A 22,665-nucleotide genomic window follows, 5' to 3' on the forward strand; every position below is an offset into this window, starting at 1 on the left:
GCCTTGACACTCCTAAGGGTCTTCGCAGCGGCTTTGGCATGTTTCAGAGTCGCGACCGCATGGGGCGCTATTCCGAAGCGTTCGCTCGCGGAATGGGCACGCCGTGGTTCCTTGTCGGGCTCTCCGCCTTTGTAGGCATCTGGTTGATCTACAACACCAGCGCGCCTCTCGACGCCCAGTTCGACCCTCGCGCCACCAACTTCACCCTGTTGACGTTGATTCTGTCGTTGCAGGCTTCCTATGCCGCTCCGATGATTTTGTTGGCCCAGAACCGTCAGGATGACCGCGACCGCGTGCAGATCGAGCAAGATCGTCAGCGTGCCGAGCGCAACCTCAATGACACCGAATATTTGGCTCGCGAAGTTGTTGCGCTTCGTCTGGCAATGACAGATCTGGCCAGCAAGGATTTCATCCGCTCCGAGCTCCGCTCGCTGCTGGAAGAGCTGGAGAAAGACGACGACACCAAAGACGCGGAGAACCGTGAACGCTGAGCTCGAAGCCGCGGTGCTCACCTCCCTCGCCTCGGTGATTGACCCGGAGATTCGTCGACCTCTCACGGAGCTCGACATGATCTCTGGAGTCTCTGTGGATGACGCAGGGGCTGCATCCGTTGGCCTGATGTTGACGATTGTCGGATGCCCAGCCGCGACTTCCATCGAGCGTGACGTTCGCGAGGCTACCGAGCGTGTGCCTGGCATCACGGCGGTCACGGTTGACGTGTCAGTGATGTCACCGGCTCAGCGCACTGCACTCACGGAGAAGCTTCGCAAGGGTCGCCCCAAGACGATGCAATTTGGGCCGGATTCGTTGACCCAGATTGTGGCGGTGACGAGCGGCAAGGGTGGGGTTGGCAAGTCGACGCTCACCGCAAACCTTGCGGTTTCGCTCGCGCAGAGCGGCCTGAGGGTTGGCGTCATCGACGCCGACGTATTTGGGTTCTCGATTCCGGGGCTGCTTGGCCTGCAGGGGGCGAAACCCACTCAGGTGGGCGAGATGATCATGCCCCCCATCGCCTATGAAGTGAAGGTTATTTCGATCGGCATGTTTGTCGAAGAGAACACCGCCGTGTCGTGGCGCGGACCGATGCTGCACCGCACGATTCAGCAGTTCTTGACCGATGTGTACTTTGGCGACCTCGATGTGCTGTTGCTCGATCTGCCTCCTGGCACAGGCGATGTAGCGATTTCGCTCGGGCAGCTGCTTCCGCACTCTGACGTGGTCGTCGTGACAACGCCGCAATCTGCCGCCGCCGATGTCGCTGAACGCAGCGGACTCGTCGCGCGCCAAACCGGTCAACGCGTGATCGGCGTCATCGAAAACATGGCGGGGCTCCCCCAAGCCGATGGCAGCGTGCTCGAGATCTTTGGCTCCGGTGGTGGGGCGGATGCCGCAGCCAAGCTATCGACGCCAGAAGAACCTGTCTCGGTGCTGGCGTCGATCCCGCTCAGCATCGCCCTGCGCGAGGGTGGAGACGCCGGGGTTCCTGTCGTGATCGCCGCTCCTGAGGATCCGGCCGCCCAAGCTATTCACGCTCTCGCCGCGACTCTCCGTTCGCATAAGCGCAGTGTCGCTGGCCGCAAGTTGGGGCTCAGTACCCATTAGTTCGCGTGGCATCCCGCCTCGCATCGTTGTGAGCTTGGCGCCCGTTAACGCAAAAACACCACAGCAGTAATTGCTGTGGTGTTGCGTAAACCGGCTGGCGGTTGGCTACGGCATCTGGTGGTAGCGGCGGGTGGGGATGCGACGGTATCCGTCGGTTGCTACGGCACGCACGGTGGCGATGATGCCGATTGCGGACAGGGCCCCAATGATGATCAGTTCGAAGTTCATGTCTATATTCCACCAAGATTGACCTGTTAGAACAAGATGATCTTCCTTAGCTAACTATGTAGGCTAGCTACATGGAGATACGTCGACTCGAACTGCTGCGTGAGCTGGCCGACCGCGGCAGCATCACCGCCGTCGCGAAGGCCACAATGCGCACCCCTTCTGCTGTCTCTCAGCAGTTGAAAATTCTCGAACGCGAGGCAGGCATCCCCCTTACTGAGCGGGTCGGCCGTGGCATCGTTCTCACCTCCGCCGGGCGCGCACTGGCCCAAACTGCTGCGGATGTTGCGACTGCAATCGAGAAAGCGGAAGCACTCTGGAACGACTTCCGGGAGTCTCCTCGCGGTGAAGTCACGATGACAATTTTCCCGACGGGCGGCGAGATGCTGCTACCGGGACTCTTCCACGCGATCGACGAACAGCCAGGACTCACTCTGTACTGCCACGACCAAGACTCCATACTCGAGGATGTTGCCAACCTCACCGCTGACTACGACATTGTCGTCTCCGACTCCCCCCACGTACTGCCCGCGTGGACAGAGCGAGGCCTCGCGGTAGTTCCGCTTATGAAGGAATCGCTGGATGTTGCGCTGCCGGAAGATCATCCCCTCGGCCGCAAACTGGCTCTCACCCCCGCTGACCTCATCGACGAAACGTGGATCGGGGTTCCTTCGGGGCTGCCGTTCGATCGCATCCTGCGCCGCATCGAAGCCGCCAACGGCGCGCCAGCGAAGATTGCCCAACGGCTGACAGACAACAGCATCGTCGAAGCCGTCGTCGCCGCCGGTCATGGCATCGCGATCCTGCCACGCTTCACGACTCGAGACCGCGAGAATGGGCTCATTACTCGCCCACTCAAAGGCGTTCCCTCTTCGCGGCTCATCTCCGTGCTCGTACGCCCCGATCGCGCCGAACGGCCGTCAGTTCGTGCCGTCGTCAAAGCGCTTGTCGATGAAGCGACCCGGTTCGAGCGTTTGCACACGGTGGAGAGCACTCCAGCCAGCTAGAGCGCTCCGGCCAGCTAAAGTCCGTGCCCGAAACTAGTTACGGGGCTCAATCAACCGCGCCAGAAGCTCGGTCAGCAGTCGCTCCGTAAGCGGTGCAGGCAACGCGGCGATGAGCGCCAAGAGCGGAGCCATCCTTTCCGGCAGCCCCTCGCTCGCGGAACCAAGTCCGAGAGCGCCGAGCAGCCCCGCTGCCGTCGCGGAATCGAGCGGGCCAGCATCCGGGTTCCCCAACGCCGCCACAGCCTCTGCGGGCAATGTGGCGAGGACGTTCTCGACCGACACCGCCGGAAGCCCACGAACCTCTTCAGCCGCCGAGCGCATCGCCGTGCTCAACTCGCCAAGAACGCTCTCGGTAACGGGAGTAATCGTAAGGTGCGTTGTTGCGGGCAATACCGTGCCGTCACTCTGCACCAAGCTGGGCTGCAACTGCAGCAAGAAACCATGCGCCCGCACCTGATCAGCCCAATGATGAGCATCAACGCGACGGCCAGCCGGCACCGTCTCATCGGCGGAAACTGCGACGAGCGGCCCCACCGGGTCGCCGACAATGCGCAGGCCGTCGATGCCGTCGACAACATCTCGCACCGCCCGCGTTGACCGCGCACACGACTGGGCGAGCTCGGCAAGCCCGCTCGTTCCCAGCGCTTGGATGATCGCCCAAGCAGCCGCCAACGGACCCGCCGACTTCGAGCCAAGAATCGTCGGGTTCACGATGGGATAACCCGGCCAGCGGGTAGTCGCAAAGTACTGCGCGCGCTGGCGGTCACGATCACGCTGCAACAGCACCGAAGCACCCTTGGGCGCATAGCCAAACTTGTGCAGATCTGCGCTAATGCTGGTGACACCGGTGACCGTGAAGTTCCACGGTTCTACATCCTCCCAAAACGGCAACACCCAGCCGCCGATACACGCATCAACGTGACAAGCGATGCCCTGTTCTGCTGCCGCCGCCGCAACCTCCACCACAGGATCCATCGCCGCGTGGGCGTAACTTGGCGCCGAGACCACCACGATCGCAACATCATCAGCCAGGCGCGCAATCAGGTCGCTCGCAGCAACTTCGCCGCCCGGTCCAACCGGAACCAAATCGAGCTCAAGGCCAAAGTAATGAGCGGCCTTCTGAAAAGCCGCATGAACCGTCACCGGCGCGAGTAACCGCGGCGTTCCCGTGCGCGCCGTCGAACCACTACCGCGCCAGACGTCGCGAGCCGTCTTGACGGCCAACAGGCAGCTCTCGGTTCCTCCCGTCGTCACAGTGCCCACGACATCCTCGTCACCGCCGAGCAAGTTGCGGGCAAATTCGACAACCTCTCGCTCCATCACCGCAACCGACGTGAACGTGGTCGGGTCGAGGCCATTGACCGGTTGCACGGCACGAATCGCACTCGCGGCTAGTTCATCCAGCTCAGCCAACCCCGAGTCGTACACATACGAGAGCACTCGGCCACCGTGAGTGGGAGCATCCGCCAGACGCAGTTGATCGAGGCGAGCCAAAATATCGGCAGGTTCGTGGTCGAAGTTCATGTTTACTCCTGATTGTTCGTCGCTGGTGAGGCGTCCGCAGTCTCGCTCGCACCGGTATCGGCGTGCTCAATGTCCTGTCGTCGCAGCGGGTAGCGTCTAAAGGTCACCAGTGAAGCCCCAATAAGCACTGCTGGCACGACGCTGAAGCTGATGATGATTCCGACGATGGCTGAATTGGGCTGCACGACCTCCTGGTTGGCCACCGATTCGAGATAACCGGATACCGCGAGCACCGTCGTGAGCACGGTGGCGCCGAGGGCCATGCCGGTAGTTTCTCCCGCGGTCCACACTCCCCCGAATGTTCCTGCCGAGGCAATGCTGTGCCGTCGAGAGTCGTGCGAGATCACGTCGGGCAGCATTGACATGGGCAGCGCCTGCATTCCGGCGTAGCCTGCTCCGGCGAGCGCAACAGGAGCGTAGATCCACACACCGGGCCACCACAGCTGCAACACGATCAGCAAAGCGGCAACGCCATAAAGGGCTGAGGCCCACACGAACGCGCGTTCCTTGCCAATACGTCGCGATATGGCCGCCCACACCGGGGCAAAGACCAATGCCGGTCCGATGAGGGAAACGAAGAGAAGGGAAACTCCCGTCTTGAGGACTTCGGCCGCAACGTATTGTGCGCCAGCGAGCATGACTCCTGTCGCGAGCGCCTGAAGCAGGAACGTGATGAGCAGCGCACGGAACGGTTGACTTCGCTTGAGCGCCGCGACACCAGAGCGGTAGGTCTCAGCAATCGACACTGTCGGTGCTGCAGCAATTGTCCCTGTTGGTGCCGCGAATGATGAGATCACAAGCGAGACACCGATGAGCGCAGCCGCAGAAAGCGCCATCACAAGATAGCCGAGCCGTTCATCCGCAAAGGCGTCACGGATTTCGGGGGCCCCGGCACCGAACAGCAAAATCGCGATAGTGAGAACAACAACGCGGGTGGCCAACAGTCGGGTGCGGCCGTCATAGCTGCTTGTCAACTCGGCGGGAAGAGCAATGTAAGGCACTTGAAACATGCTGAAGGCGGTTGCTGCGGCAACGAACGCCACAAACACCCACAACCCAGAAGCAATAGGCCCAATCCCAGCGGGAACGGCGAACGTCAACACAAACAGCAGCGGTAGGAGGATCGCCCCGAGCAGCATGACGGGGCGGCGGGTTCCGCGGTGGGCGAGGCTGCGATCGCTTCGTGCACCGATCACAGGATCAATGAGCACGTCCCACACCTTGGCGACCGTGACCAACAACCCGGCCGCGAGCGCCGCAATGCCCAGGGTATCGGTGAGGTAGTAGACGAGCACCAGCCCAGGTAGTGCGGCAAAACCTCCGGTGCCCAAAGAGCCGATGGCATACGTCGCAATGGTGCGTCGGGTCAATGTTCGCGGTGCTGCGGTCGTCATCTTCGTGAGCCTAGCGCTTTGCCCAGCGGAAATTGTGGTGTCCGGCCGTAGTGTTGGGGGCATGTCGTCCCCTACTGCTGCTGCGTTAATCGGAAACTCACGTCGCGATGCGCTCGTCGCACAATTGAGCTGCACGACCACCGACACCGCCACCGTGATTGCCCCCTTCAGCGGGCAGCCTCTGCATGAGCTTCCTCAGAGCTCGATTCAGGATGTTCAGGATGCCGCGGCAACTGCCCGTCTCGCTCAAGAAGCCTGGAAAGCAGCAGGGTTTGCCCACCGTCGCCGCGTGCTCCTGCGCGCCCACGATCTGCTGCTCGAGCGCCGCGAAGAGCTGCTCGACCTCCTGCAAACCGAATCGGGCAAGACCAGGGGTCAAGCATTTGAAGAGATTTTTCAAGCGGCATCGGTCACGCGCTACTACGCCCTCTCGGCTCGCCGGGTGTTGGCAACGAAACGACGCCGGGCCGGCATTCCCCTGCTCATGACCACGCGGGTCAGCTATTCCCCCAAGCAGCTTGTCGGCGTCGTCACCCCCTGGAACTATCCGATTGCGCTCGGAACCATGGATGCGGTTCCCGCGCTTGCCGCTGGCAGCGCCGTCATCCAGAAAATCGACAACCAGGGCTCACTGGCGATGCTCGCGACGCGCGAGGCCTACCTCGACGCGGGAGTTCCCGCCGCCGTCTGGCCCATTGTCGCCGGCCCAAGAGACACTGTCGGAAACGCGATCATCGACAGCTGCGATTACCTCTGCTTCACGGGCTCCACGCCTACCGGCACTCGCGTCGGCGAGCGCGCGGCTGGCAGGCTCATCGGAGCCTCGCTTGAGCTTGGCGGCAAGAATCCACTGATCGTGCTCGGAGATGCGAACCCTGCCCAGGCTGCCGAGGATGCTGTCTACGCCTGCTTCGCTTCGATGGGCCAGCTCTGCGTCTCCATCGAACGCATCTACGTTCATGAGTCAATTGCCGAAGAGTTCACGCGAGAATTCGCCGCACGGGTATCCGCCCTGAACCAGACCGCCGCACTTGACTACTCCGGTGACGTCGGATCGCTGACATCCGCTGCCCAACTAGAACGCGTCCAGGCCCACGTCGACGATGCCATTGCCCACGGCGCGACTGTGCTCACCGGCGGTGTTGCCCGGCCCGAAATTGGTCCGTACTTTTTTGCCCCAACGGTGCTCACGGATGTCACTGCCGCGATGCAGTGCTTCGCCAACGAGACCTTCGGCCCGGTGGTAGCCATTGCCACCGTCGCGACCGACACCGAAGCCATCGACCGCGCCAATGACACCGAATTTGGGTTGAACGCCTCAATCTTCAGCGGTTCTGTTGCACACGCTCGGCGTCTGGCAGATCGACTGCATGCCGGCAGCGTGAACATCAATGAGGGTTACCGCGGCAGCTTCTCGAGTGTGGATGCTCCGATGGGCGGTATGAAAAAGTCTGGGCTCGGCCGCCGCAACGGGCCAGAGGGAATTCTGCGCTTCGCGCAAGCTCGCACGGTGTCGCAGTCGAACGGAATCCTTCAGTTGCCGCGCACCGGCGCGGAATTCGCGGTGATGGCTGGCCTCATGGTCACGCTTCTCAGCGTGCTGAAAGCGTTGCGTCGCCGCTAAGTCGCTTCGTTGTCGAAGGGAGCCTTCTCGCCGGCCTCGAGCTGAGACTTACTTTCAGCGCGGGCTGCTTGCCGCTCGGCGTAGGCAGCCGAGCGGGGTGGGCGAACTGTCACTGGCGGTGCGGCATCGTCATCATCTAGCAGGGCGTCGCGGATGATGCGACGAGGGTCGTACTGGCGAGGATCGAGTTTCTTCCAGTCGATGTCGTCGAAGTCTGGGCCCATCTCGTCGCGCATGCGATCTTTGGCGCCGTTGGCCATATCTCGCAGCGAGCGAACAAGGCGAGCGAGCTGCGATGCGTAATACGGCAGTCGCTCTGGGCCGAGCAAAAAGACAGCGATGAGCCCAATAAGGAGCAGCTTGTCGAAACTGAGACCAAAGGACACCCGTTTAGCTTACCGGCGGCATCGCCTCCTGCGTCTACAGTTGAGGCAGTGATAGGAGCAATGTGTCAGATAAGCATCTGAGCTGGAAATACGCCGAGGAGTTCGTTGTCGAACGCCCAGAGATTGCGGCTGCACGCGTGCACTCGAGTGAACTCGGAATCGAGGCTGTTTCTCCTGCGGTCGGTGCCCAACTAGCGCTATTGGCTGCGGCCACGAGCGCTAAGAGCATCATCGAAGTCGGCACTGGTGTTGGCATTAGTGGGCTGTGGATGCTCGCCGGGAGCCCTAAGGCACTGCTCACCACTATCGACTCTGAACTTGATCACCAGCAGGTTGCCCGCGCAGTATTCGCCGATGCGAATATTCCCGCGAATCGTGTGCGCCAAATTGGCGGCAAAGCGTCTGAAGTCTTGCCGCGGATGAACGAGTCAAGCTATGACCTCGTCTTCATCGATGCTGACCCGCAGTCTGTCATCGAATACGTTGAGCACGGCCTGCGGCTCGTGCGGCCAGGTGGCGTCGTCGCCGTCGCGCACGCGCTCTGGCGAGACCGGGTTGCCGATCCCGCCCAGCGGGACGCCACTGTAACCAATTTCCGGTCGCTGTTGAAAGAGATTTCTCAGTCCGAGGCCGTGATCAGCTCGCTGATTCCCGTCGGCGACGGACTGCTTCAGCTCACCAAACTGAGTGACTAGCTAGCATTCAGGGTCTTTCCGTAGTGTTGAGCCAATGACTATGGACCGCTCGGCTGGTTGGGTACAGGTACGAGGTGCTCGCGAACACAATCTCAAGAATATCGATCTCGATGTTCCCCGAGATCGACTTGTCGTGTTCACTGGCGTCTCTGGTTCAGGAAAGTCGTCTCTCGCGTTCGGCACCCTGTATGCAGAAGCCCAACGCCGCTATTTCGAATCAGTAGCGCCGTACGCGCGTCGATTGCTCAATCAGGTTGGTGCGCCCGACGTCGGCGAGATCAGCGGCCTTCCTCCCGCCGTTGCGTTGCAACAGCGCCGTGGTGCCCCCAGCTCACGCTCGAGCGTTGGCACGATCACGACCCTGTCCAACCTGCTGCGCATGCTGTATTCCCGTGCCGGAACGTATCCACCAGGCATCGACCATCTCTCGGCGGAAGCTTTCTCGCCAAACACGGTGGCGGGAGCGTGCCCGCGCTGCCATGGCCTCGGCGTCGTTCACGATGTCACGGAAGATCTGCTTGTGCCGGATACGTCGCTGAGTATCCGCGAAGGCGCAATCGCCGCCTGGCCCGGAGCGTGGCAGGGCGCCAACCTTCGCAGCATTGTCACTGGCCTCGGTATCGATATCGAGAAGCCGTGGACCTCACTTCGCCGCAGCGACCGCGATTGGTTGCTCTACACAGAAGAACAGCCATCAGTGCTGGTGAAGCCCGAACGCGATCGCGTCGATTTCGGCTATTACGGCAAGTTTTGGAGCGCGCGAAAGCACATCATGAACGTGCTCTCACAATCGCAAAGTCAGCGGATGCGCGACCGCGCCTTACGCTTCGTGCAGAGCATGGCGTGCCCTGACTGCGCCGGGAGTGGACTGCAGCCCAACGCTCGCGCCGTCACCTTTGCGGGCCTCAACATCGCGCAAATGAATGCGGTGCCGCTGGCAGATCTCGCGGTGCAACTGCGCCTCGGAATCGAGATGTCGAACGCAGGCGGAACGGGCAACGCGCCCGAAAGCTCTGAAGTAGCGAGCCGGATCGGAACTGACGTTATCGCCCGCGTCGAGGTGCTTCTCGATCTTGGGCTTGGATACTTGAGCCTTGGCCGAAACTCCACCACCCTCTCCCCCGGCGAATCGCAAAGATTGCGCATCGCCACGCAATTGCGTTCAGGGCTCTTCGGGGTCATTTACGTTCTCGACGAGCCATCTGCCGGCTTGCACCCCGCCGATGCCCAACCCTTGCTCGACGTTCTCGACCGTCTGAAAGCGTCGGGTAACTCTCTCTTCGTTGTAGAACACGATCTCGATGTCATCCGCCGTGCAGACTGGGTCGTCGATATCGGTCCTGGTGCCGGCGAGGGCGGGGGAAACCTTGTCTACTCTGGACCTGTTGATGGGCTCAAAGAGGTGGATGAGTCGATCACTGGCGCCTACCTGTTCCCTCGTACTGCCGCGCCCGTCCACAAGATCCGTGTTCCCGATTCGTGGTTACAACTCCGAGGAGCATCGCTCCACAACATCAACAAGCTCTCCGTCGACTTCCCTCTCGGCGTGATGACCGCGGTCACCGGGGTCTCTGGATCAGGAAAGTCGACGCTCGTCACGCAGGTGCTCGCTTCTGTCGTTCGCCGGCATCTCGGAACTGCACCCGATGATTCAGAGGAGACAGAGCTTCACGTCACCGTCAACGACGCCTCGGGAGTCGAATCTTTCGATCGCCTCGTTCTTGTCGACCAACGGCCGATCGGACGAACTCCACGATCAAACCTTGCGACGTACACGGGCATGTTCGATGTCGTGCGCAAACTCTTCGCCGCGACAGACGAAGCGAAAGCCCGCGGATACACGGCAAGCCGATTCTCGTTCAATGTGGCAGGCGGACGGTGTGAAACCTGTCTCGGCGAAGGATTCGTGTCAGTCGAACTGCTGTTTTTGCCGGGGACGTATGCTCCATGCCAGACGTGTCACGGAGCCCGCTACAACGCGGAAACGCTTGACGTGACGTATCAGGGCGAGTCGATCGCCTCAGTACTCGCGATGACAGTTGACAGCGCAGCAACCTTCTTCGCCGACGTGCCGTCTGCCTCACGCAGCTTAGAGACTCTTCGCGATGTCGGGCTCGGCTACCTGCGGCTCGGCCAGCCCGCCACCGAACTGAGCGGCGGCGAAGCCCAACGCATCAAGTTAGCGACCGAGCTTCAACGTGCTCACCGCGGACACGCCCTTTTCCTGCTCGACGAACCGACTTCGGGGCTTCACCCCGCCGACGTACGGTTGCTGCTCGAGCAGCTGCAACGACTTGTCGACGCCGGAAACACTGTCGTGCTTGTCGAACACGATCAAGCCGCTATCACGGCAAGCGACTGGGTTATCGATCTCGGCCCCAGCGGTGGAGATGCCGGTGGCCAGATCGTCGCTGTCGGAACCCCGCACGACATTGCGCGAGGCACTGGCGCAACCGCGACCCACCTTGCCGCCTGGCTCTCTCGACAAGAATCGAGTTCCCGAGCGTAGCGAAGCACGTGCCTCACTGCCGCTACACGCACGAAAGCGCCAACCGAATCCCGGCTAGCGCTTTCGATGAAACTAGATGCAGCGTGCAAACTCGCGGTCAAGCCACTTGTTCGTTAACGCTGGGTGGTGCCGACTAAACGGCGGCGACAACACCAGCGAGTGCGTCGTGAAGTTCTTTGGCTTCGTCATCGTTTACAGAAACAACGAGACGACCGCCGCCTTCGAGAGGGACTCGAACAATAATGAGTCGACCCTCTTTGACAGCCTCCATCGGCCCGTCACCGGTCCTCGGCTTCATAGCTGCCATAGGTAGTCCCCTTTCATCGGTACTGACTCCCATTATCCCGCATAACTCGCCGATATTGAAACCCTGTCGACTCATCTCCGGAGAATTCGTCGATTTACGGTGGAGTCCAGTCATAGATGTCTACCCACCACGCGATATGAATCCACCCCCACTGCCCGAGGACGCAGGCGAGGATGAGAAGAACTCGGTACGTTCGTGACTTCGGTTGCGCCAACACACCTGCGACCGGGAACATCGGCATCAACAAGCGAAATGTGCTCGACTGCGGAAAAAACACCGCCAAAAGATAGAGCGCGTAGCTCACGAGCCACAAACGCATGTCGACCCCGAGACGGCGAGCGGGCTTCGTGAGCAAGAAGCCAAAAAAGCCAAGCACGCTGGCGACCAGTACCGCCGAGAGAAGCCACTGCGGAATATGCCACCACAATTGCCAGAAACCTGCCGCCTGGAACCACGCCGTAAAGGGCACAAGTTCACCGTTGCCAATATACGGCGCCCGCCACGCCAGCTCCGTGTCGGTATAAGCGGTCAACGATCCCGTCATCGCCGCGGCAATCAGCAGCCAAGCGAATCCCATCACCAAACTAAATACCGTTGCGGAGATCGCGGCAATGGCCTCTCGCAGCGGAAAGCCATCGCGGTCGCGTACCCACCAGCGGTACACAACGTGCAACCCCATCGCTAGGGCGAAGGCAAGGCCGCTTGGCCGGGTCAGCGACATCACCGCAATGACCGGCAACAGCATCCAGTACTGGTGGCTCATTAGCCAATAGAGGGCGAGCATGAGCAAAAACAATGACATGGACTCTGCATAGGCCACCTGAAGAATGGGCGACAGCGGAGCAAAGCAGAAGATCACGACGGCGAAGAGCGCGGTGCGCGCGGGAAGCACGCGGTTCATCAGTTTGTAAAACACCAATGCGGCACCCAGCGCGAAACCGGCCGCCACGAACACCGCAGCATAGGCAAAATCGAGAGTCGTTACGGTCATCACGATGCGCACGACCGCCGGATAGCCAGGCATAAACGCCCACGCATTCTCGGCGACGTGGCCCGTCTCCGTCAGCGGCAACTCGGTCGGATAGCCCGCGAGGGCAATGATGTAGTACCAGTGACCATCCCAGATCTTGGCGAACGAGAAATAGTCGGGCTGCGGCCCGGTCCACGCCGTCGGCCCCTGAATAGAGGCGTAGGCCAACAGAATCGACGTCGTCACCGCTCGTGACGCAACGAAAATCGCCACAACCGCGAGCCACCAACGCTCGGGTGCGAGCAGCGCTGTTGTTGCGCGGCGCACGGTGGTAGCTAGCGAGCCAGGAGAGGCTAGCGAGCCGTCAGCCACGCCCGCAGTCCCTGCTCACACGCCACGATCTCGCTCGTCGCGACACGCTCGTCGTCAGCGTGGGCGCGAAGAGGATTGCCAGGGCCGTAGTTCACCGCTGGTACTCCAAGCTCGGCAAATCGAGCAACGTCGGTCCAGCCATACTTCGGGGCGGGGGTTCCGCCCACGGCAGCCAAGAAGTTCTTAGCGAGCGGAGCGTCGAGCCCTGGGCGCGCGCCTCCGGCGAGGTCCGTCACCTCAAAGTCGAAGCCAGCAAAAACCTCGCGCAAGTGCTGGATGGCCTGCTCGGTGCTGCGATCCGGAGCGAAGCGGAAGTTCACGGTCACGGTCGCCGCATCCGGAATCACATTGCCCGCAACACCACCGGCGATACCCACGGCGTTGAGGCCTTCACGATAGACGAGGCCATCGACCTCGTGCTGCTCGGGCTCATAGGCGGCCAGAATGGCCAGCACCGGCGCTGCAGCATGGATAGCGTTCTCGCCCATCCACGCACGCGCGGAGTGCGCACGCAGTCCCGCGAGCGCGATGTCGATGCGAGCGGTGCCGTTGCAGCCGCCCTCTACCGTCGCGTTCGACGGTTCGCCAATGATCGCGAAGTCGCCCGCCATTAGGTCAGGACGGTTGCGAGCGATACGGCCAAGGCCATTGAGCTCAGCAGCAACCTCTTCGTGATCGTAGAAGATCCACGTCACATCGACAGCAGGGTTGGTGAGTTCTGCCGCGAGCTTGAGAGCGATAGCAACGCCGCCCTTCATATCGACGGTGCCGCGCCCCACGAGATGCTCTTCGCCATCGATCATCTCGAGCGTCGTCGGCAGGTTCGCGTTCACCGGCACCGTATCGAGGTGCCCGGCGATCACCACCCGCTGCGCCTTGCCGCCACTCGTGCGGGCAACGACGGCATCCGCATCCCGAATCACTTCAAGATGGTCGAACGCTCTCAGAGCGGTCTCGACAGCATCCGCAATGCGTTGTTCGTTGCCGGAAACCGACTCGATATCGCAAATCTGGCGGGTCAGCTCGGGGCTAGAAGCACCCAAATCGAGCACGGGAATGGAAGGATCGGTCACAGGCATGCACCCAGTGTAAGTAACCTTGATGCATGACTTCGCGCACAGCATGGGGATACGGACTCGCAACAATCGCCAGCGATGGGACAACACTCGACGTGTGGTTCCCCGCTCCGCACCTGGGATCTATCCCTGAGGGCACCGACCCGCACTACACCCCCGCCGACCTCGAAGAGCACTTGGGCGCCGACGAGCGTCGTCGTGTGCGCACCGAATTCGTGACCGTTGAAATCGATCTGGATGCCGCACCGCAGAATGTCGCCGATGCCTACCTGCGCCTGCACTTGCTCAGCCATCTTCTCGTGAAGCCCAACAGCATCAACCTCGATGGCCTCTTCGGCGCACTGCCGATCGTGGTCTGGACCAACGCCGGAGCGGTGCACCCTGACGACTTCCGCGAGCTGCGCGCCTCGCTCAAGCGCCACGGTATCGTCGTCACCGGCATCGACAAGTTCCCGCGGATGCTCGACTACGTTCTGCCAGAACGGGTGCGCATCGCCGACGCCTCCCGCGTTCGCCTCGGCGCCTACCTCTCCCCCGGAACCACCGTCATGCACGAGGGCTTCGTTAACTTCAACGCTGGCACGCTCGGCAGCTCGATGGTCGAGGGCCGTATCTCCCAGGGCGTCGTCGTGGGAGACGGTGCCGATATCGGTGGTGGAGCATCCATCATGGGAACCCTCAGCGGTGGCGGAACCGAACGCGTCTCGATCGGTGAACGTGCCTTGCTCGGTGCTAACTCGGGAATCGGGATTGCGATCGGCGACGACACTGTCGTCGAAGCCGGGCTCTACGTCACCGCGGGCACCAAGGTCACCATCATCGACGGTTCGCCAACACCACGCACCGTCAAAGCTGTCGAGCTCAGCGGAGTGAATGGCCTCCTGTTCCGCCGCAATTCGCTGACCGGAGGCGTGGAAGTACTGCCGCGCAGCGGCAGCGGTGTTGTGCTCAACACGGCGCTTCACGCCTAGCCACAGAGTTTCCCGCACAACGCGAAACGGCCGGCATCCCTCGGGATGCCGGCCGTTCGTGATTAAGCTGCGTGAACGCTAGCGCTGAGGCCAGCTGCGAGTCTCGGGGCCCGTGTACAGCTGCTGCGGGCGGCCAATCTTCGTGTTCGGGTCTTGGTTCATTTCGCGCCAGTTGGCGATCCAGCCCGGAAGGCGACCGATCGCGAATAGCACCGTGAACATGCGCGGCGGGAAGCCCATCGCCTTGTAGATGACTCCCGTATAGAAATCAACGTTGGGATAGAGCTTGCGCGAGATGAAATAGTCATCGGCAAGGGCAACCTCTTCGAGTTCACGGGCGATGTCGAGAAGAGGGTCGCTGACGCCGAGATCAGCAAGAACCTCATCCGCACTCTCTTTCACGAGTCGAGCACGTGGGTCGAAGCTCTTGTAGACGCGGTGACCGAAGCCCATCAGGCGCACGCCTTCTTCTTTGCGCTTGACTCGCTCGACGAACTTCTGCACGCCTTCACCCGACTGCTGAATCTCGCCGAGCATCTTGAGCACTGCCTCGTTAGCGCCACCGTGAAGTGGGCCGTAGAGGGCGTTAATGCCGGCGGAGATTGACGCGAAGATATTGGCTTCAGTCGAACCGACGAGGCGCACCGTTGACGTGGATGCATTCTGTTCGTGGTCTTCGTGCAAGATGAGGAGGCGGTCGAGCGCCTTGCTCAGCACGGGGTTGACCACGTACTCCTCGGCCATATTGCCAAAGTTGAGCTTTAAGAAGTTGTCAACAAAGCTGAGCGAGTTGTCGGGGTAAAGCAACGCTTGCCCGAGTGACTTCTTGTGGGCGTAAGCGGCAATCACGGGCAACTTTGCCAGCAAACGGATGGTCGACAGTTCGACCTGCTCCTGGTCGCGCACATCGTGGGAGTCTTCGTAGTACGTGGACAGCGCGGATACAGCGCTGGAGAGCACTGACATCGGGTGCGCACTGTGCGGCAACGCATCAAAGAAACGACGGAGGTCTTCATGCAGCAGCGTGTGGCGACGAATCTTCTCGTCAAATTCCTCGAGCTGCGACTTCGACGGGATCTCGCCGTAGATGAGTAGCCACGCCACCTCGAGGTACGTGGAGTTGGCCGCAACTTCTTCGATCGCGTAGCCGCGGTAGCGCAGAATTCCACGATCGCCATCGATGTAGGTGATTTCACTACGGGTCGAGGCTGTGTTCACGAAACCTTGATCAAGCGCCGTGTAACCGGTCTGCTTCATGAAGGTCGAGATATCGATGCTGTTGTGACCATCGACTCCACGGATTATCGGGAATTCGGCTTCGCCACCCGGAAAGTGGAGCGTGGCCTTCTCTGGGTCTTGAGGAGCTTCATTCACTCTTACAGCCTACAAGGCTTGAATGGCCACCGTCACACCAACCAAGCAAACCGAGCGCGCTTTGGAGATCAGCGACAAGCCCTCGGCTAGTTAGTGCACTTAAGCCAGCAATTCGAGGCGCGCTACGGCATCCGCGATCGTGTGATCACTAGCTGTGAGGGCGATTCGTACGTGCCGAGCAGGTTCTTCACCATAGAACGAGCCGGGGACCACCAGGATGCCGGCTTGCGCGAGATCGCCAACCGTCTGCCATGAATCTTCGTTCTTAGTCGCCCACAAATACAGTCCAGCAATGCTGTCATCAATATAAAAACCGGCTCGCCTGAGAGCGGGAAGCAGCTTCGCGCGTCGCGCTCGATACAGTTCGCGCTGAGCCGCAACATGGGCTTCGTCGCGCAGCGCAGTGACCATGGCCGCCTGAACGGGACCAGGGGCGATCAACCCGGCGTGCTTGCGAACGGCGAGGAGTTCAGAAATGAGAGCCGAGCATCCCGCCACAAAAGCAGCGCGATAACCGGCAAGGTTCGACTGCTTGCTTAGCGAATACACCGCAAGCACTGACGAACGATCATCACCGATCACTTCGGGATCGAGAATTGAGGGCGTGGGATCTGGCCCACTCCAATTCAACTCGGCATAGCATTCGTCAGAGGCGATTACCGCACCAAGCTCGCGAGCGCGGGCAACTGCCGCCCGAAGCTGTTCAACATCGAGAACACGACCGTCAGGATTACCCGGGCTATTGAGCCACACGAGAGCGGTGTTCTCGGGCCACTCAGCGGGATTGTCAGAAGCAACGGCTGTTGCGCCAACCACCGCCGCGCCAATCGCATACGTCGGGTACGCCACCGAAGGATGCACGACGACATCCCCCTTGCCGAGGCCGAGCAACAGCGGCAGCAACGCCACGAGCTCTTTTGAGCCGATCGTTGGCAGCACGTTGTTGACAGTGAGACCGGTTACTCTACGGCGACGGGCGAACCATTCAACAATCGCTTCACGCAATTGCACGGTGCCAGTCGTCGTGGGGTAGGCGTGAGCATCCGTTGCTGACGCAAGCGTCTCGCGAATGATGTCTGGAGTCGGGTCTACCGGCGAACCCACCGACAGATCAACGAAACCGTCGGGGTGAGTGCGCGCGATGTTTCCATAGGGAACGAGGGCGTCCCAGGGAAAGTCGGGCAGAGCCAACGGCGTGCGTGCCATCAGTCTGAGGATCCGCCACCCTCGGGAAGCGCAGCAACGAGCGGGTGATCCATGTGGATAACGCCTACCTTCGCGGCCCCACCGGGCGAACTCTTCTCAAGCATGTCGAAGAATTCGACATTGACCTTGTAATAATCCGCCCATTTGTCTGGCGTATCGTCTTCGTAGTAAATGGCCTCAACGGGGCACACTGGCTCACAGGCTCCACAATCGACGCACTCATCCGGGTGAATGTAGAGCATGCGGTCGCCCTCGTAGATGCAATCGACCGGGCATTCGTCGACACATGCGCGATCCTTCAGATCGACACACGGCTGGGCGATGATGTACGTCAAGAGATATCCGCACCTTTCACGGGAGAGTTCAACTCAATGTTATCGCGGCTCGACATCGAAGCCTGACGATTCACCCGGGGCCAGCCAACAACCAGTAGGACGATGAGCACGGGTGCGAAAGTCCAGACGTACCCGACAACGTTTGCGGGGATAAGGATCGTGCCCCCAGGCATCGACATTGCCAGGAGCGCCGACATCAACAGCACTCCAAGCGAAGCGAAACTCGCCGCGACGCGAGTGTCATAGATCAACCGCAAACCGAGAACGAGTGCTGTTGTTAGCGCGAGCGCGGCAATGATCCCCCACGGAATTCGCGCCCCCAGAATTGTGATCGCTGACTGATGAACCGCGGTCAGCACAAGCCCAACAAGCGCGCCAACTGCGGTCGAGGCGACGGCAAGCACCACACGCTCGACGCTGCTGCGTTCGCCGATCACCAGTTCGCGACGGCGTAACCGGCGCAGATATTCGACCGGCGTAGCGATGTTTTCTCCCACGGGCAATTCATCGCCGTACATTTCGCGAGCTCGGCGCTTAATCGCGATGGCGGTTGCGGAAGAAACTGTCACCCCTCGATCGACGGGCACAGACGACGCCGTATAGAGCGGAACACCGGCAAGCTCGGTAGCGAGCGCGGATGCCTCGTGCACGAGCAGCGCTTCTGTGGGCTGAGTGGCACCGCTGTTCGAGCTCGCGTAGCTCACCACAACATCAGGCTTAAGAGAGGTAATGGCGGCCGCGAGATCGGCCGCGAGAGCGCGTGGTGTTAGCGAACTGAATTGACGGCCGCTGTCTTCACGCAAAGTGTGGTGGGCGGTGATCCCCAAGAGTTCACGCACACTGGCGTCGATGGCGCTTGAGTCTGGTGAGCCGCTGCAGCTGAGCACAATCAGTTCGGTGCCCCGCTGCACCAGGGTCGCAATGGTGGCCCCGAAAACCGCCGCTTCGTCTTCTGGGCGCGAAACGATGACCAGCACCCGCTGTGCACGATCTTTCACTGTCATTCCTCCGCCATTAGTTCTGCAGTAGACAGAATAAGCACAGGTAGGGGAATTAGGGTTGATTAGGTTAGGCTTACCAACCTGTCGAAATTCCTTAGTCACGAGAGATCCCAGTGCTCGCAAACTTCTTGATCGGCCTCCGCGAAGGCCTCGAAGCCGCTCTCGTCGTCGGCATTCTGATCGCCTACGTGCGCAAGATTGACCGCCGGGATGTCCTCCCCCGCATTTGGCTTGGCGTTGCGATCGCCATCGTGCTTTCACTTGGACTCGGCGCGAGCCTCACCTTTGGTGCCTATGGACTCTCATTCCAAGCCCAAGAACTCATCGGCGGCATCCTTTCCATCATCGCCACCGCGTTTGTCACCTGGATGATTTTCTGGATGCTGCGCGCCGCACGCGGCCTTGGTCGCGAACTCCGCAGCGAAGTCGACTCGCATCTGACCGGAGCCGGTTGGGGGCTCGTACTCGTCGCCTTCCTCGCCGTCGGCCGCGAAGGAATCGAGACGGCACTATTCATTTGGGCTGCGGTACAAGCCAGCGGTTCAACCGTGCTTCCTCTCACCGGCGCCGCACTCGGCATCGCCGCCGCAATCGTTCTTGGCTATCTCATCTATCGCGGAGTCGTGAGCATCAACCTCACTCGCTTCTTCACCTGGACGGGCGCGATCCTCATCGTTGTCGCCGCCGGCGTCCTCTCTTATGGCGTGCATGACTTGCAGGAGGCTGGCGTTCTCCCAGGGCTGCACGCCCTTGCCTTTGATGTCAGCGCGGCCATCCCGCCCGACAGCTGGTACGGCACCCTCCTCAAGGGCACCTTCAACTTCTCCCCCGCCACGACGTGGCTAGAGGCAGCAGTGTGGCTCGCCTACGTCGGCACCGTCATGACCATTTTTATTCGCACCGTTCGCAGCAACAAGCGCACCGATAAGCCGCTCGTTCCTGCACCCCACCTCAGCACTCAAGGAGCCTGATGACACCCCGCCCCTCCCGCCTCGGTTACGCCGCGGCGGCAACAATTGCTGCGCTCGCTTTGAGCGGCTGCGTCGCCAACAACACAGCTGCCACCGCCAATAACACGATCACGGTCGACAGCAGCGCTGAGGAGTGCGCGGTCAGTGCCGCCGAGGCAGCCAGCGGCAACCTCATCTTTTCGGTGACCAACTCAGGAGACCAAGTCACCGAGTTCTATTTGCTGGCGGATGACGGCTTGCGCATCGTTGGCGAGGTCGAGAACATTGGCCCCGGCATTAGCCGCGACCTCGTCGTGCTCGCCCAGCCTGGTGACTACTTCACAATTTGCAAGCCTGGCATGATCGGTGAGGGAATCGGCAAGGCGGCTTTCACGGTCACCGACTCTGGCGAGGATCTGTCGTTCAGCGGCGACATCGCCGAACAGGTGGATGCCGCGAACGCCAACTACAAGAGCTATGTCAAAGACCAGATCGAGAACCTTGTTGTTGGCACTGAAGACTTTGCTGCCGCGTACATCGCCGGAGACGACGATACCGCTCGGGCGCTCTACGCTCCCACCCGCGTTTTTTGGGAGCGCGTCGAGACAGTAGCCGAGTCGTTCGGTGACCTCGACCCACGCATGGACCTGCGTGAGGCCGACCTCGAAGACGGTCAAGAGTGGACCGGCTGGCACGCCATCGAAAAGGATCTTTGGCCCGCGGATGCCGAGGCTGGCTTCGAAGCCTATGACCAGTCGAAGCGTGAAGCGCTCGCTTCCCAGCTCGTCGCTGACACCAACACTCTTTACAACAACGTGCAAGATCTCGAGTTCACTCTCGACCAGCAGACTAACGGCGCTATCGGCCTCCTCGACGAGGTCGCCAGTGGCAAGGTTACCGGCGAAGAAGAATTCTGGTCGCACACTGACCTCTGGGATTTCCAAGCCAACATTGACGGCGCTCGAGTTCTCTACGAGGGCGTGCGTGACATCCTGATTGAGAAGGATGCCGACCTCGCGACCACACTCGACGCTGAGTTCGACCAGTTGCAGACGTTGCTTGATGCGCAGAAGGAAGGCGACGGCTTCCGCCTCTATACCGAGTTGTCGACGTCAGAAATTCGCGCATTCTCCGACCAGGTCAATGCCCTTGCTGAGCCCCTTTCTCGCCTCACCGCAGTATTGGTGCTCTAACCCTTCTCGACACGGGCGAGAACGATTACTTCTTGCCTTCCCAACCACAACGAAAGAACAGCAATGCCTACTGACAACAGCACTGGACTCTCCCGTCGAGGGCTCTTCGGCCTCGCGGGCGCTGGTGTTGTCGGTGCGGGTCTCGGTGCCGGTGGCGCTTTCGCTTTCGCAAACGGTGGCGGCACATCGACTAACGGAAACGATGTTGCCGCGACCTACCCGTTCTTCGGCGAGCACCAGTCGGGCATCATCACTCCCGCTCAGGATCGGCTTCATTTCGCTGCGTTCGACGTCAATGACATCTCGCGCGACGAACTAATTGAATTGCTCAAAGACTGGAGCTACGCTGCAGCACGCATGACGGCGGGCGACGCTGCTGGTGATTACGGTCCCGCTGGCGGCCCCTACGATGCTCCACCGGATGACACTGGCGAGGCTCTCGACCTTCCACCAGGCGGACTCACCGTCACCTTCGGTTTTGGCGCAGGGCTCTTCGACGACCGCTTCGGGCTCGCGGGCAAGCGTCCCGCCGCGCTTATTGACCTTCCTAAGTTCCCGAGCGACGCCCTCCTGCCCGAACTCGTCGGCGGTGACCTGTGCATCCAAGCGTGCAGCGATGACCCTCAGGTGGCAGTCCACGCGATCCGCAATCTCTCTCGGATCGCCTTTGGCCGGGCGACCCTGCGCTGGTCACAGCTCGGCTTCGGACGCACGTCGTCGACTACGCAAGCGCAGAAGACTCCCCGCAACCTGTTCGGATTCAAAGATGGCACCGCGAACCTTCGAGCCGAAGATACTGAAGGCGTCAACGAACACGTCTGGGCCAACGCAGGCGACGGTACGGCGTGGATGGTCGGCGGCTCGTACCTCGTTAGCCGCAAGATTCGCATGACCGTCGAAACTTGGGATCGCACCTCGTTGCGTGAACAAGAGACAATCTTTGGACGCACCAAGGGCGAAGGCGCACCGCTCAGTGGCGGAACCGAATTCACCGAACCTGATTTCGACAAGTCTGGCCGTGATGATGCGCCGCTTATTGACGAGAACTCGCACGTGAAACTCGCGCATCCTGACACCCACGATGGCGTTCAGATCTTGCGTCGCGGCTACAACTTCGTTGACGGCAACGACGATCTCGGGCGACTTAATGCTGGGCTCTTCTTCATCAGCTTTCAGCGTGACCCGGAAAGCCAGTTCGTGCCCATCCAGTTAGCGCTCTCGCGCAACGACCTCATGAATGAATACGTGCGTTACGTCGGCTCGGCCATCTTCGCCGTGCCTCCTGGCGCTAGTTCCTCAAGCTTTGTCGGCGCTGGGATGTTCGACCTGGCCTAATCCGGCTGTGGGTATCCGGGTTGCAGGTATCCGAGTTGCTGACTTCGCGCTATTCGCCGATGGGCGTGACCGTGTAGTTCGCGGTGTAACCGTCATCGCTTTGCGCAACAACAACGACAGCGTTCCACAGGTCATTGCTGAAGATGACCGTGCCAGCCCCCTCAGAGCCGCTGGCCTGTGCTTGCGACTCGTAGCCCGCATCCGTGAACTGCGTCTCGATGAAGTCGAGCGGTGACTCAGCGCCAGCGGCAATTGTGACGTTGAACGAACGATTTTCACCGTCGGCCACAGAAATCCCAAAGATAACGTCGCCCGCGATGACGGGAACCTCGCTGGGGAAGCCATCGGGTATCGACTTACCGCCGACATCTATTGCTCCGCCCGACGCTTTCTCGACAATTGCCTCGAGCGGGTTGACGGAACATGCCGACAATGACACGGCACCACCGATTGTCAGAAGGATGGCGATGGCGACGTTGACTCTACGACGTGCGGTAAACATTGTTTCTCCCGTGAATGAACTGGATCGAGGCGAACGCACTCGTTAACGAACGATGCAGCCACGGTCTCAATGACCGTAGCTGCATCGTACTCTCGCTGGCTAAACGA

Annotated in this window: 22 protein-coding genes; 10 read left to right on the top strand and 12 right to left on the bottom strand. The window is 60.8% G+C overall.

Annotated features, from left to right (window positions below):
• The first annotated feature begins 38 nt into the window (after positions 1-38).
• Both FFT87_RS12915 and FFT87_RS12920 read left to right on the top strand, forming a co-directional pair.
• A complete protein-coding gene (locus FFT87_RS12915; protein WP_255559945.1) occupies positions 39-491 on the top strand; it encodes a DUF1003 domain-containing protein in 453 nt (150 codons plus the stop codon).
• Positions 481-1,602, top strand: coding sequence for a P-loop NTPase (locus FFT87_RS12920; protein ID WP_219949095.1), 1,122 nt, complete (start codon positions 481-483; stop codon positions 1,600-1,602). The genes FFT87_RS12915 and FFT87_RS12920 overlap by 11 nt, the downstream gene beginning before the upstream one ends.
• A gap of 105 nt (positions 1,603-1,707) precedes the next feature.
• Here the strand turns inward: FFT87_RS12920 and FFT87_RS14665 are convergent, their stop codons facing one another.
• On the bottom strand, positions 1,708-1,830 hold the full coding sequence (locus FFT87_RS14665) for a hypothetical protein (protein WP_255559947.1): 123 nt from the start codon (positions 1,828-1,830) through the stop codon (positions 1,708-1,710).
• A 71-nt stretch (positions 1,831-1,901) separates the two neighbouring features.
• On the opposite strand from FFT87_RS14665, the gene FFT87_RS12925 reads away from it, so the two are divergent.
• Positions 1,902-2,834, top strand: coding sequence for a LysR family transcriptional regulator (locus FFT87_RS12925; RefSeq protein WP_219949096.1), 933 nt, complete (start codon positions 1,902-1,904; stop codon positions 2,832-2,834).
• 33 nt (positions 2,835-2,867) lie between these two features.
• Here FFT87_RS12925 and FFT87_RS12930 read toward each other — a convergent pair whose 3' ends face one another.
• Positions 2,868-4,358 carry an aminotransferase class V-fold PLP-dependent enzyme gene (locus tag FFT87_RS12930; RefSeq protein WP_219949097.1) on the bottom strand — a complete coding sequence of 497 codons (1,491 nt, stop codon included), beginning with the start codon at positions 4,356-4,358 and terminating at the stop codon, positions 2,868-2,870.
• Positions 4,359-4,360: 2 nt separating this feature from the next.
• Entirely contained in the window at positions 4,361-5,752 is a 1,392-nt protein-coding gene (locus FFT87_RS12935) for an MFS transporter (RefSeq protein ID WP_219949098.1), read from the bottom strand.
• A gap of 61 nt (positions 5,753-5,813) precedes the next feature.
• Between FFT87_RS12935 and FFT87_RS12940 the strand changes: the two genes are divergently transcribed.
• Positions 5,814-7,376 (top strand): succinic semialdehyde dehydrogenase, encoded by a 1,563-nt coding sequence (locus FFT87_RS12940; protein ID WP_219949099.1) that lies wholly within the window; start codon positions 5,814-5,816, stop codon positions 7,374-7,376.
• Here FFT87_RS12940 and FFT87_RS12945 read toward each other — a convergent pair.
• Positions 7,373-7,762: a sec-independent translocase gene (locus FFT87_RS12945; RefSeq protein ID WP_219949100.1), complete on the bottom strand. Its 390-nt coding sequence runs from the start codon at positions 7,760-7,762 to the stop codon at positions 7,373-7,375. The two genes, FFT87_RS12940 and FFT87_RS12945, sit on opposite strands and share 4 nt — an antisense overlap.
• Positions 7,763-7,824: 62 nt before the next feature.
• Between FFT87_RS12945 and FFT87_RS12950 the strand changes: the two genes are divergently transcribed.
• Complete coding sequence (locus FFT87_RS12950) at positions 7,825-8,457, top strand: O-methyltransferase (protein WP_219949101.1); 633 nt, start codon at positions 7,825-7,827, stop codon at positions 8,455-8,457.
• A gap of 34 nt (positions 8,458-8,491) precedes the next feature.
• Entirely contained in the window at positions 8,492-10,966 is a 2,475-nt protein-coding gene (gene uvrA, locus FFT87_RS12955) for an excinuclease ABC subunit UvrA (RefSeq protein ID WP_219949102.1), read from the top strand.
• A 133-nt stretch (positions 10,967-11,099) separates the two neighbouring features.
• Here uvrA and FFT87_RS12960 read toward each other — a convergent pair whose 3' ends face one another.
• The 3 genes from FFT87_RS12960 to dapE form a co-directional block, all read right to left on the bottom strand.
• A complete protein-coding gene (locus FFT87_RS12960) occupies positions 11,100-11,273 on the bottom strand; it encodes a DUF3117 domain-containing protein (RefSeq protein ID WP_010206141.1) in 174 nt (57 codons plus the stop codon).
• 94 nt (positions 11,274-11,367) lie between these two features.
• Positions 11,368-12,615 (bottom strand): mannosyltransferase family protein, encoded by a 1,248-nt coding sequence (locus tag FFT87_RS12965; RefSeq protein WP_219949103.1) that lies wholly within the window; start codon positions 12,613-12,615, stop codon positions 11,368-11,370.
• Entirely contained in the window at positions 12,597-13,694 is a 1,098-nt protein-coding gene (dapE, locus tag FFT87_RS12970; protein WP_219949104.1) for a succinyl-diaminopimelate desuccinylase, read from the bottom strand. Before dapE ends, FFT87_RS12965 begins: the two co-directional genes overlap by 19 nt.
• 26 nt (positions 13,695-13,720) lie before the next feature.
• On the opposite strand from dapE, the gene dapD reads away from it, so the two are divergent.
• On the top strand, positions 13,721-14,662 hold the full coding sequence (gene dapD / locus FFT87_RS12975) for a 2,3,4,5-tetrahydropyridine-2,6-dicarboxylate N-succinyltransferase (RefSeq protein WP_219949105.1): 942 nt from the start codon (positions 13,721-13,723) through the stop codon (positions 14,660-14,662).
• Between the two features lie 78 nt (positions 14,663-14,740).
• Here the strand turns inward: dapD and FFT87_RS12980 are convergent, their stop codons facing one another.
• From FFT87_RS12980 to FFT87_RS12995, 4 genes are all read right to left on the bottom strand, one after another.
• The gene (locus FFT87_RS12980; RefSeq protein ID WP_219949106.1) at positions 14,741-16,036 is read right to left on the bottom strand and encodes a citrate synthase; all 1,296 of its coding nucleotides are present in this window, start codon (positions 16,034-16,036) and stop codon (positions 14,741-14,743) included.
• 99 nt (positions 16,037-16,135) lie between these two features.
• A complete protein-coding gene (gene dapC, locus FFT87_RS12985) occupies positions 16,136-17,242 on the bottom strand; it encodes a succinyldiaminopimelate transaminase (RefSeq protein WP_219949107.1) in 1,107 nt (368 codons plus the stop codon).
• Positions 17,242-17,577 carry a ferredoxin gene (gene fdxA / locus FFT87_RS12990; protein ID WP_219949108.1) on the bottom strand — a complete coding sequence of 112 codons (336 nt, stop codon included), beginning with the start codon at positions 17,575-17,577 and terminating at the stop codon, positions 17,242-17,244. The genes dapC and fdxA overlap by 1 nt, the downstream gene beginning before the upstream one ends.
• A complete protein-coding gene (locus FFT87_RS12995; protein ID WP_255559948.1) occupies positions 17,574-18,581 on the bottom strand; it encodes a PIG-L family deacetylase in 1,008 nt (335 codons plus the stop codon). The genes fdxA and FFT87_RS12995 overlap by 4 nt, the downstream gene beginning before the upstream one ends.
• 110 nt (positions 18,582-18,691) lie before the next feature.
• On the opposite strand from FFT87_RS12995, the gene efeU reads away from it, so the two are divergent.
• The 3 genes from efeU (at position 18,692) to efeB (ending at position 22,056) form a co-directional block, all read left to right on the top strand.
• A complete protein-coding gene (gene efeU, locus FFT87_RS13000) occupies positions 18,692-19,549 on the top strand; it encodes an iron uptake transporter permease EfeU (protein WP_219949109.1) in 858 nt (285 codons plus the stop codon).
• Positions 19,549-20,721, top strand: a complete 1,173-nt coding sequence (efeO, locus tag FFT87_RS13005; RefSeq protein WP_219949110.1) for an iron uptake system protein EfeO — start codon at positions 19,549-19,551, stop codon at positions 20,719-20,721. The genes efeU and efeO overlap by 1 nt, the downstream gene beginning before the upstream one ends.
• Positions 20,722-20,784: 63 nt before the next feature.
• Positions 20,785-22,056: an iron uptake transporter deferrochelatase/peroxidase subunit gene (gene efeB, locus FFT87_RS13010; RefSeq protein ID WP_219949111.1), complete on the top strand. Its 1,272-nt coding sequence runs from the start codon at positions 20,785-20,787 to the stop codon at positions 22,054-22,056.
• Positions 22,057-22,105: 49 nt separating this feature from the next.
• Here the strand turns inward: efeB and FFT87_RS13015 are convergent, their stop codons facing one another.
• Positions 22,106-22,558 carry a hypothetical protein gene (locus tag FFT87_RS13015; protein WP_219949112.1) on the bottom strand — a complete coding sequence of 151 codons (453 nt, stop codon included), beginning with the start codon at positions 22,556-22,558 and terminating at the stop codon, positions 22,106-22,108.
• Positions 22,559-22,665 lie beyond the last annotated feature (107 nt).

Source organism: Salinibacterium sp. M195, assembly GCF_019443965.1.
Classification (GTDB): Bacteria; Actinomycetota; Actinomycetes; order Actinomycetales; family Microbacteriaceae; genus Rhodoglobus.

Coding starts and splice junctions, on each gene's coding strand:
- FFT87_RS12915 (WP_255559945.1), top strand. CDS start 39: ATGTTTCAGAGTCGCGACCGCATGGGGCGCTATTCCGAAGCGTTCGCT.
- FFT87_RS14665 (WP_255559947.1), bottom strand. CDS start 1,830: ATGAACTTCGAACTGATCATCATTGGGGCCCTGTCCGCAATCGGCATC.
- FFT87_RS12925 (WP_219949096.1), top strand. CDS start 1,902: ATGGAGATACGTCGACTCGAACTGCTGCGTGAGCTGGCCGACCGCGGC.
- FFT87_RS12930 (WP_219949097.1), bottom strand. CDS start 4,358: ATGAACTTCGACCACGAACCTGCCGATATTTTGGCTCGCCTCGATCAA.
- FFT87_RS12935 (WP_219949098.1), bottom strand. CDS start 5,752: ATGACGACCGCAGCACCGCGAACATTGACCCGACGCACCATTGCGACG.
- FFT87_RS12940 (WP_219949099.1), top strand. CDS start 5,814: ATGTCGTCCCCTACTGCTGCTGCGTTAATCGGAAACTCACGTCGCGAT.
- uvrA (WP_219949102.1), top strand. CDS start 8,492: ATGACTATGGACCGCTCGGCTGGTTGGGTACAGGTACGAGGTGCTCGC.
- FFT87_RS12960 (WP_010206141.1), bottom strand. CDS start 11,273: ATGGCAGCTATGAAGCCGAGGACCGGTGACGGGCCGATGGAGGCTGTC.
- dapE (WP_219949104.1), bottom strand. CDS start 13,694: ATGCCTGTGACCGATCCTTCCATTCCCGTGCTCGATTTGGGTGCTTCT.
- dapD (WP_219949105.1), top strand. CDS start 13,721: ATGACTTCGCGCACAGCATGGGGATACGGACTCGCAACAATCGCCAGC.
- dapC (WP_219949107.1), bottom strand. CDS start 17,242: ATGGCACGCACGCCGTTGGCTCTGCCCGACTTTCCCTGGGACGCCCTC.
- FFT87_RS12995 (WP_255559948.1), bottom strand. CDS start 18,581: ATGACAGTGAAAGATCGTGCACAGCGGGTGCTGGTCATCGTTTCGCGC.
- efeO (WP_219949110.1), top strand. CDS start 19,549: ATGACACCCCGCCCCTCCCGCCTCGGTTACGCCGCGGCGGCAACAATT.
- efeB (WP_219949111.1), top strand. CDS start 20,785: ATGCCTACTGACAACAGCACTGGACTCTCCCGTCGAGGGCTCTTCGGC.
- FFT87_RS13015 (WP_219949112.1), bottom strand. CDS start 22,558: ATGTTTACCGCACGTCGTAGAGTCAACGTCGCCATCGCCATCCTTCTG.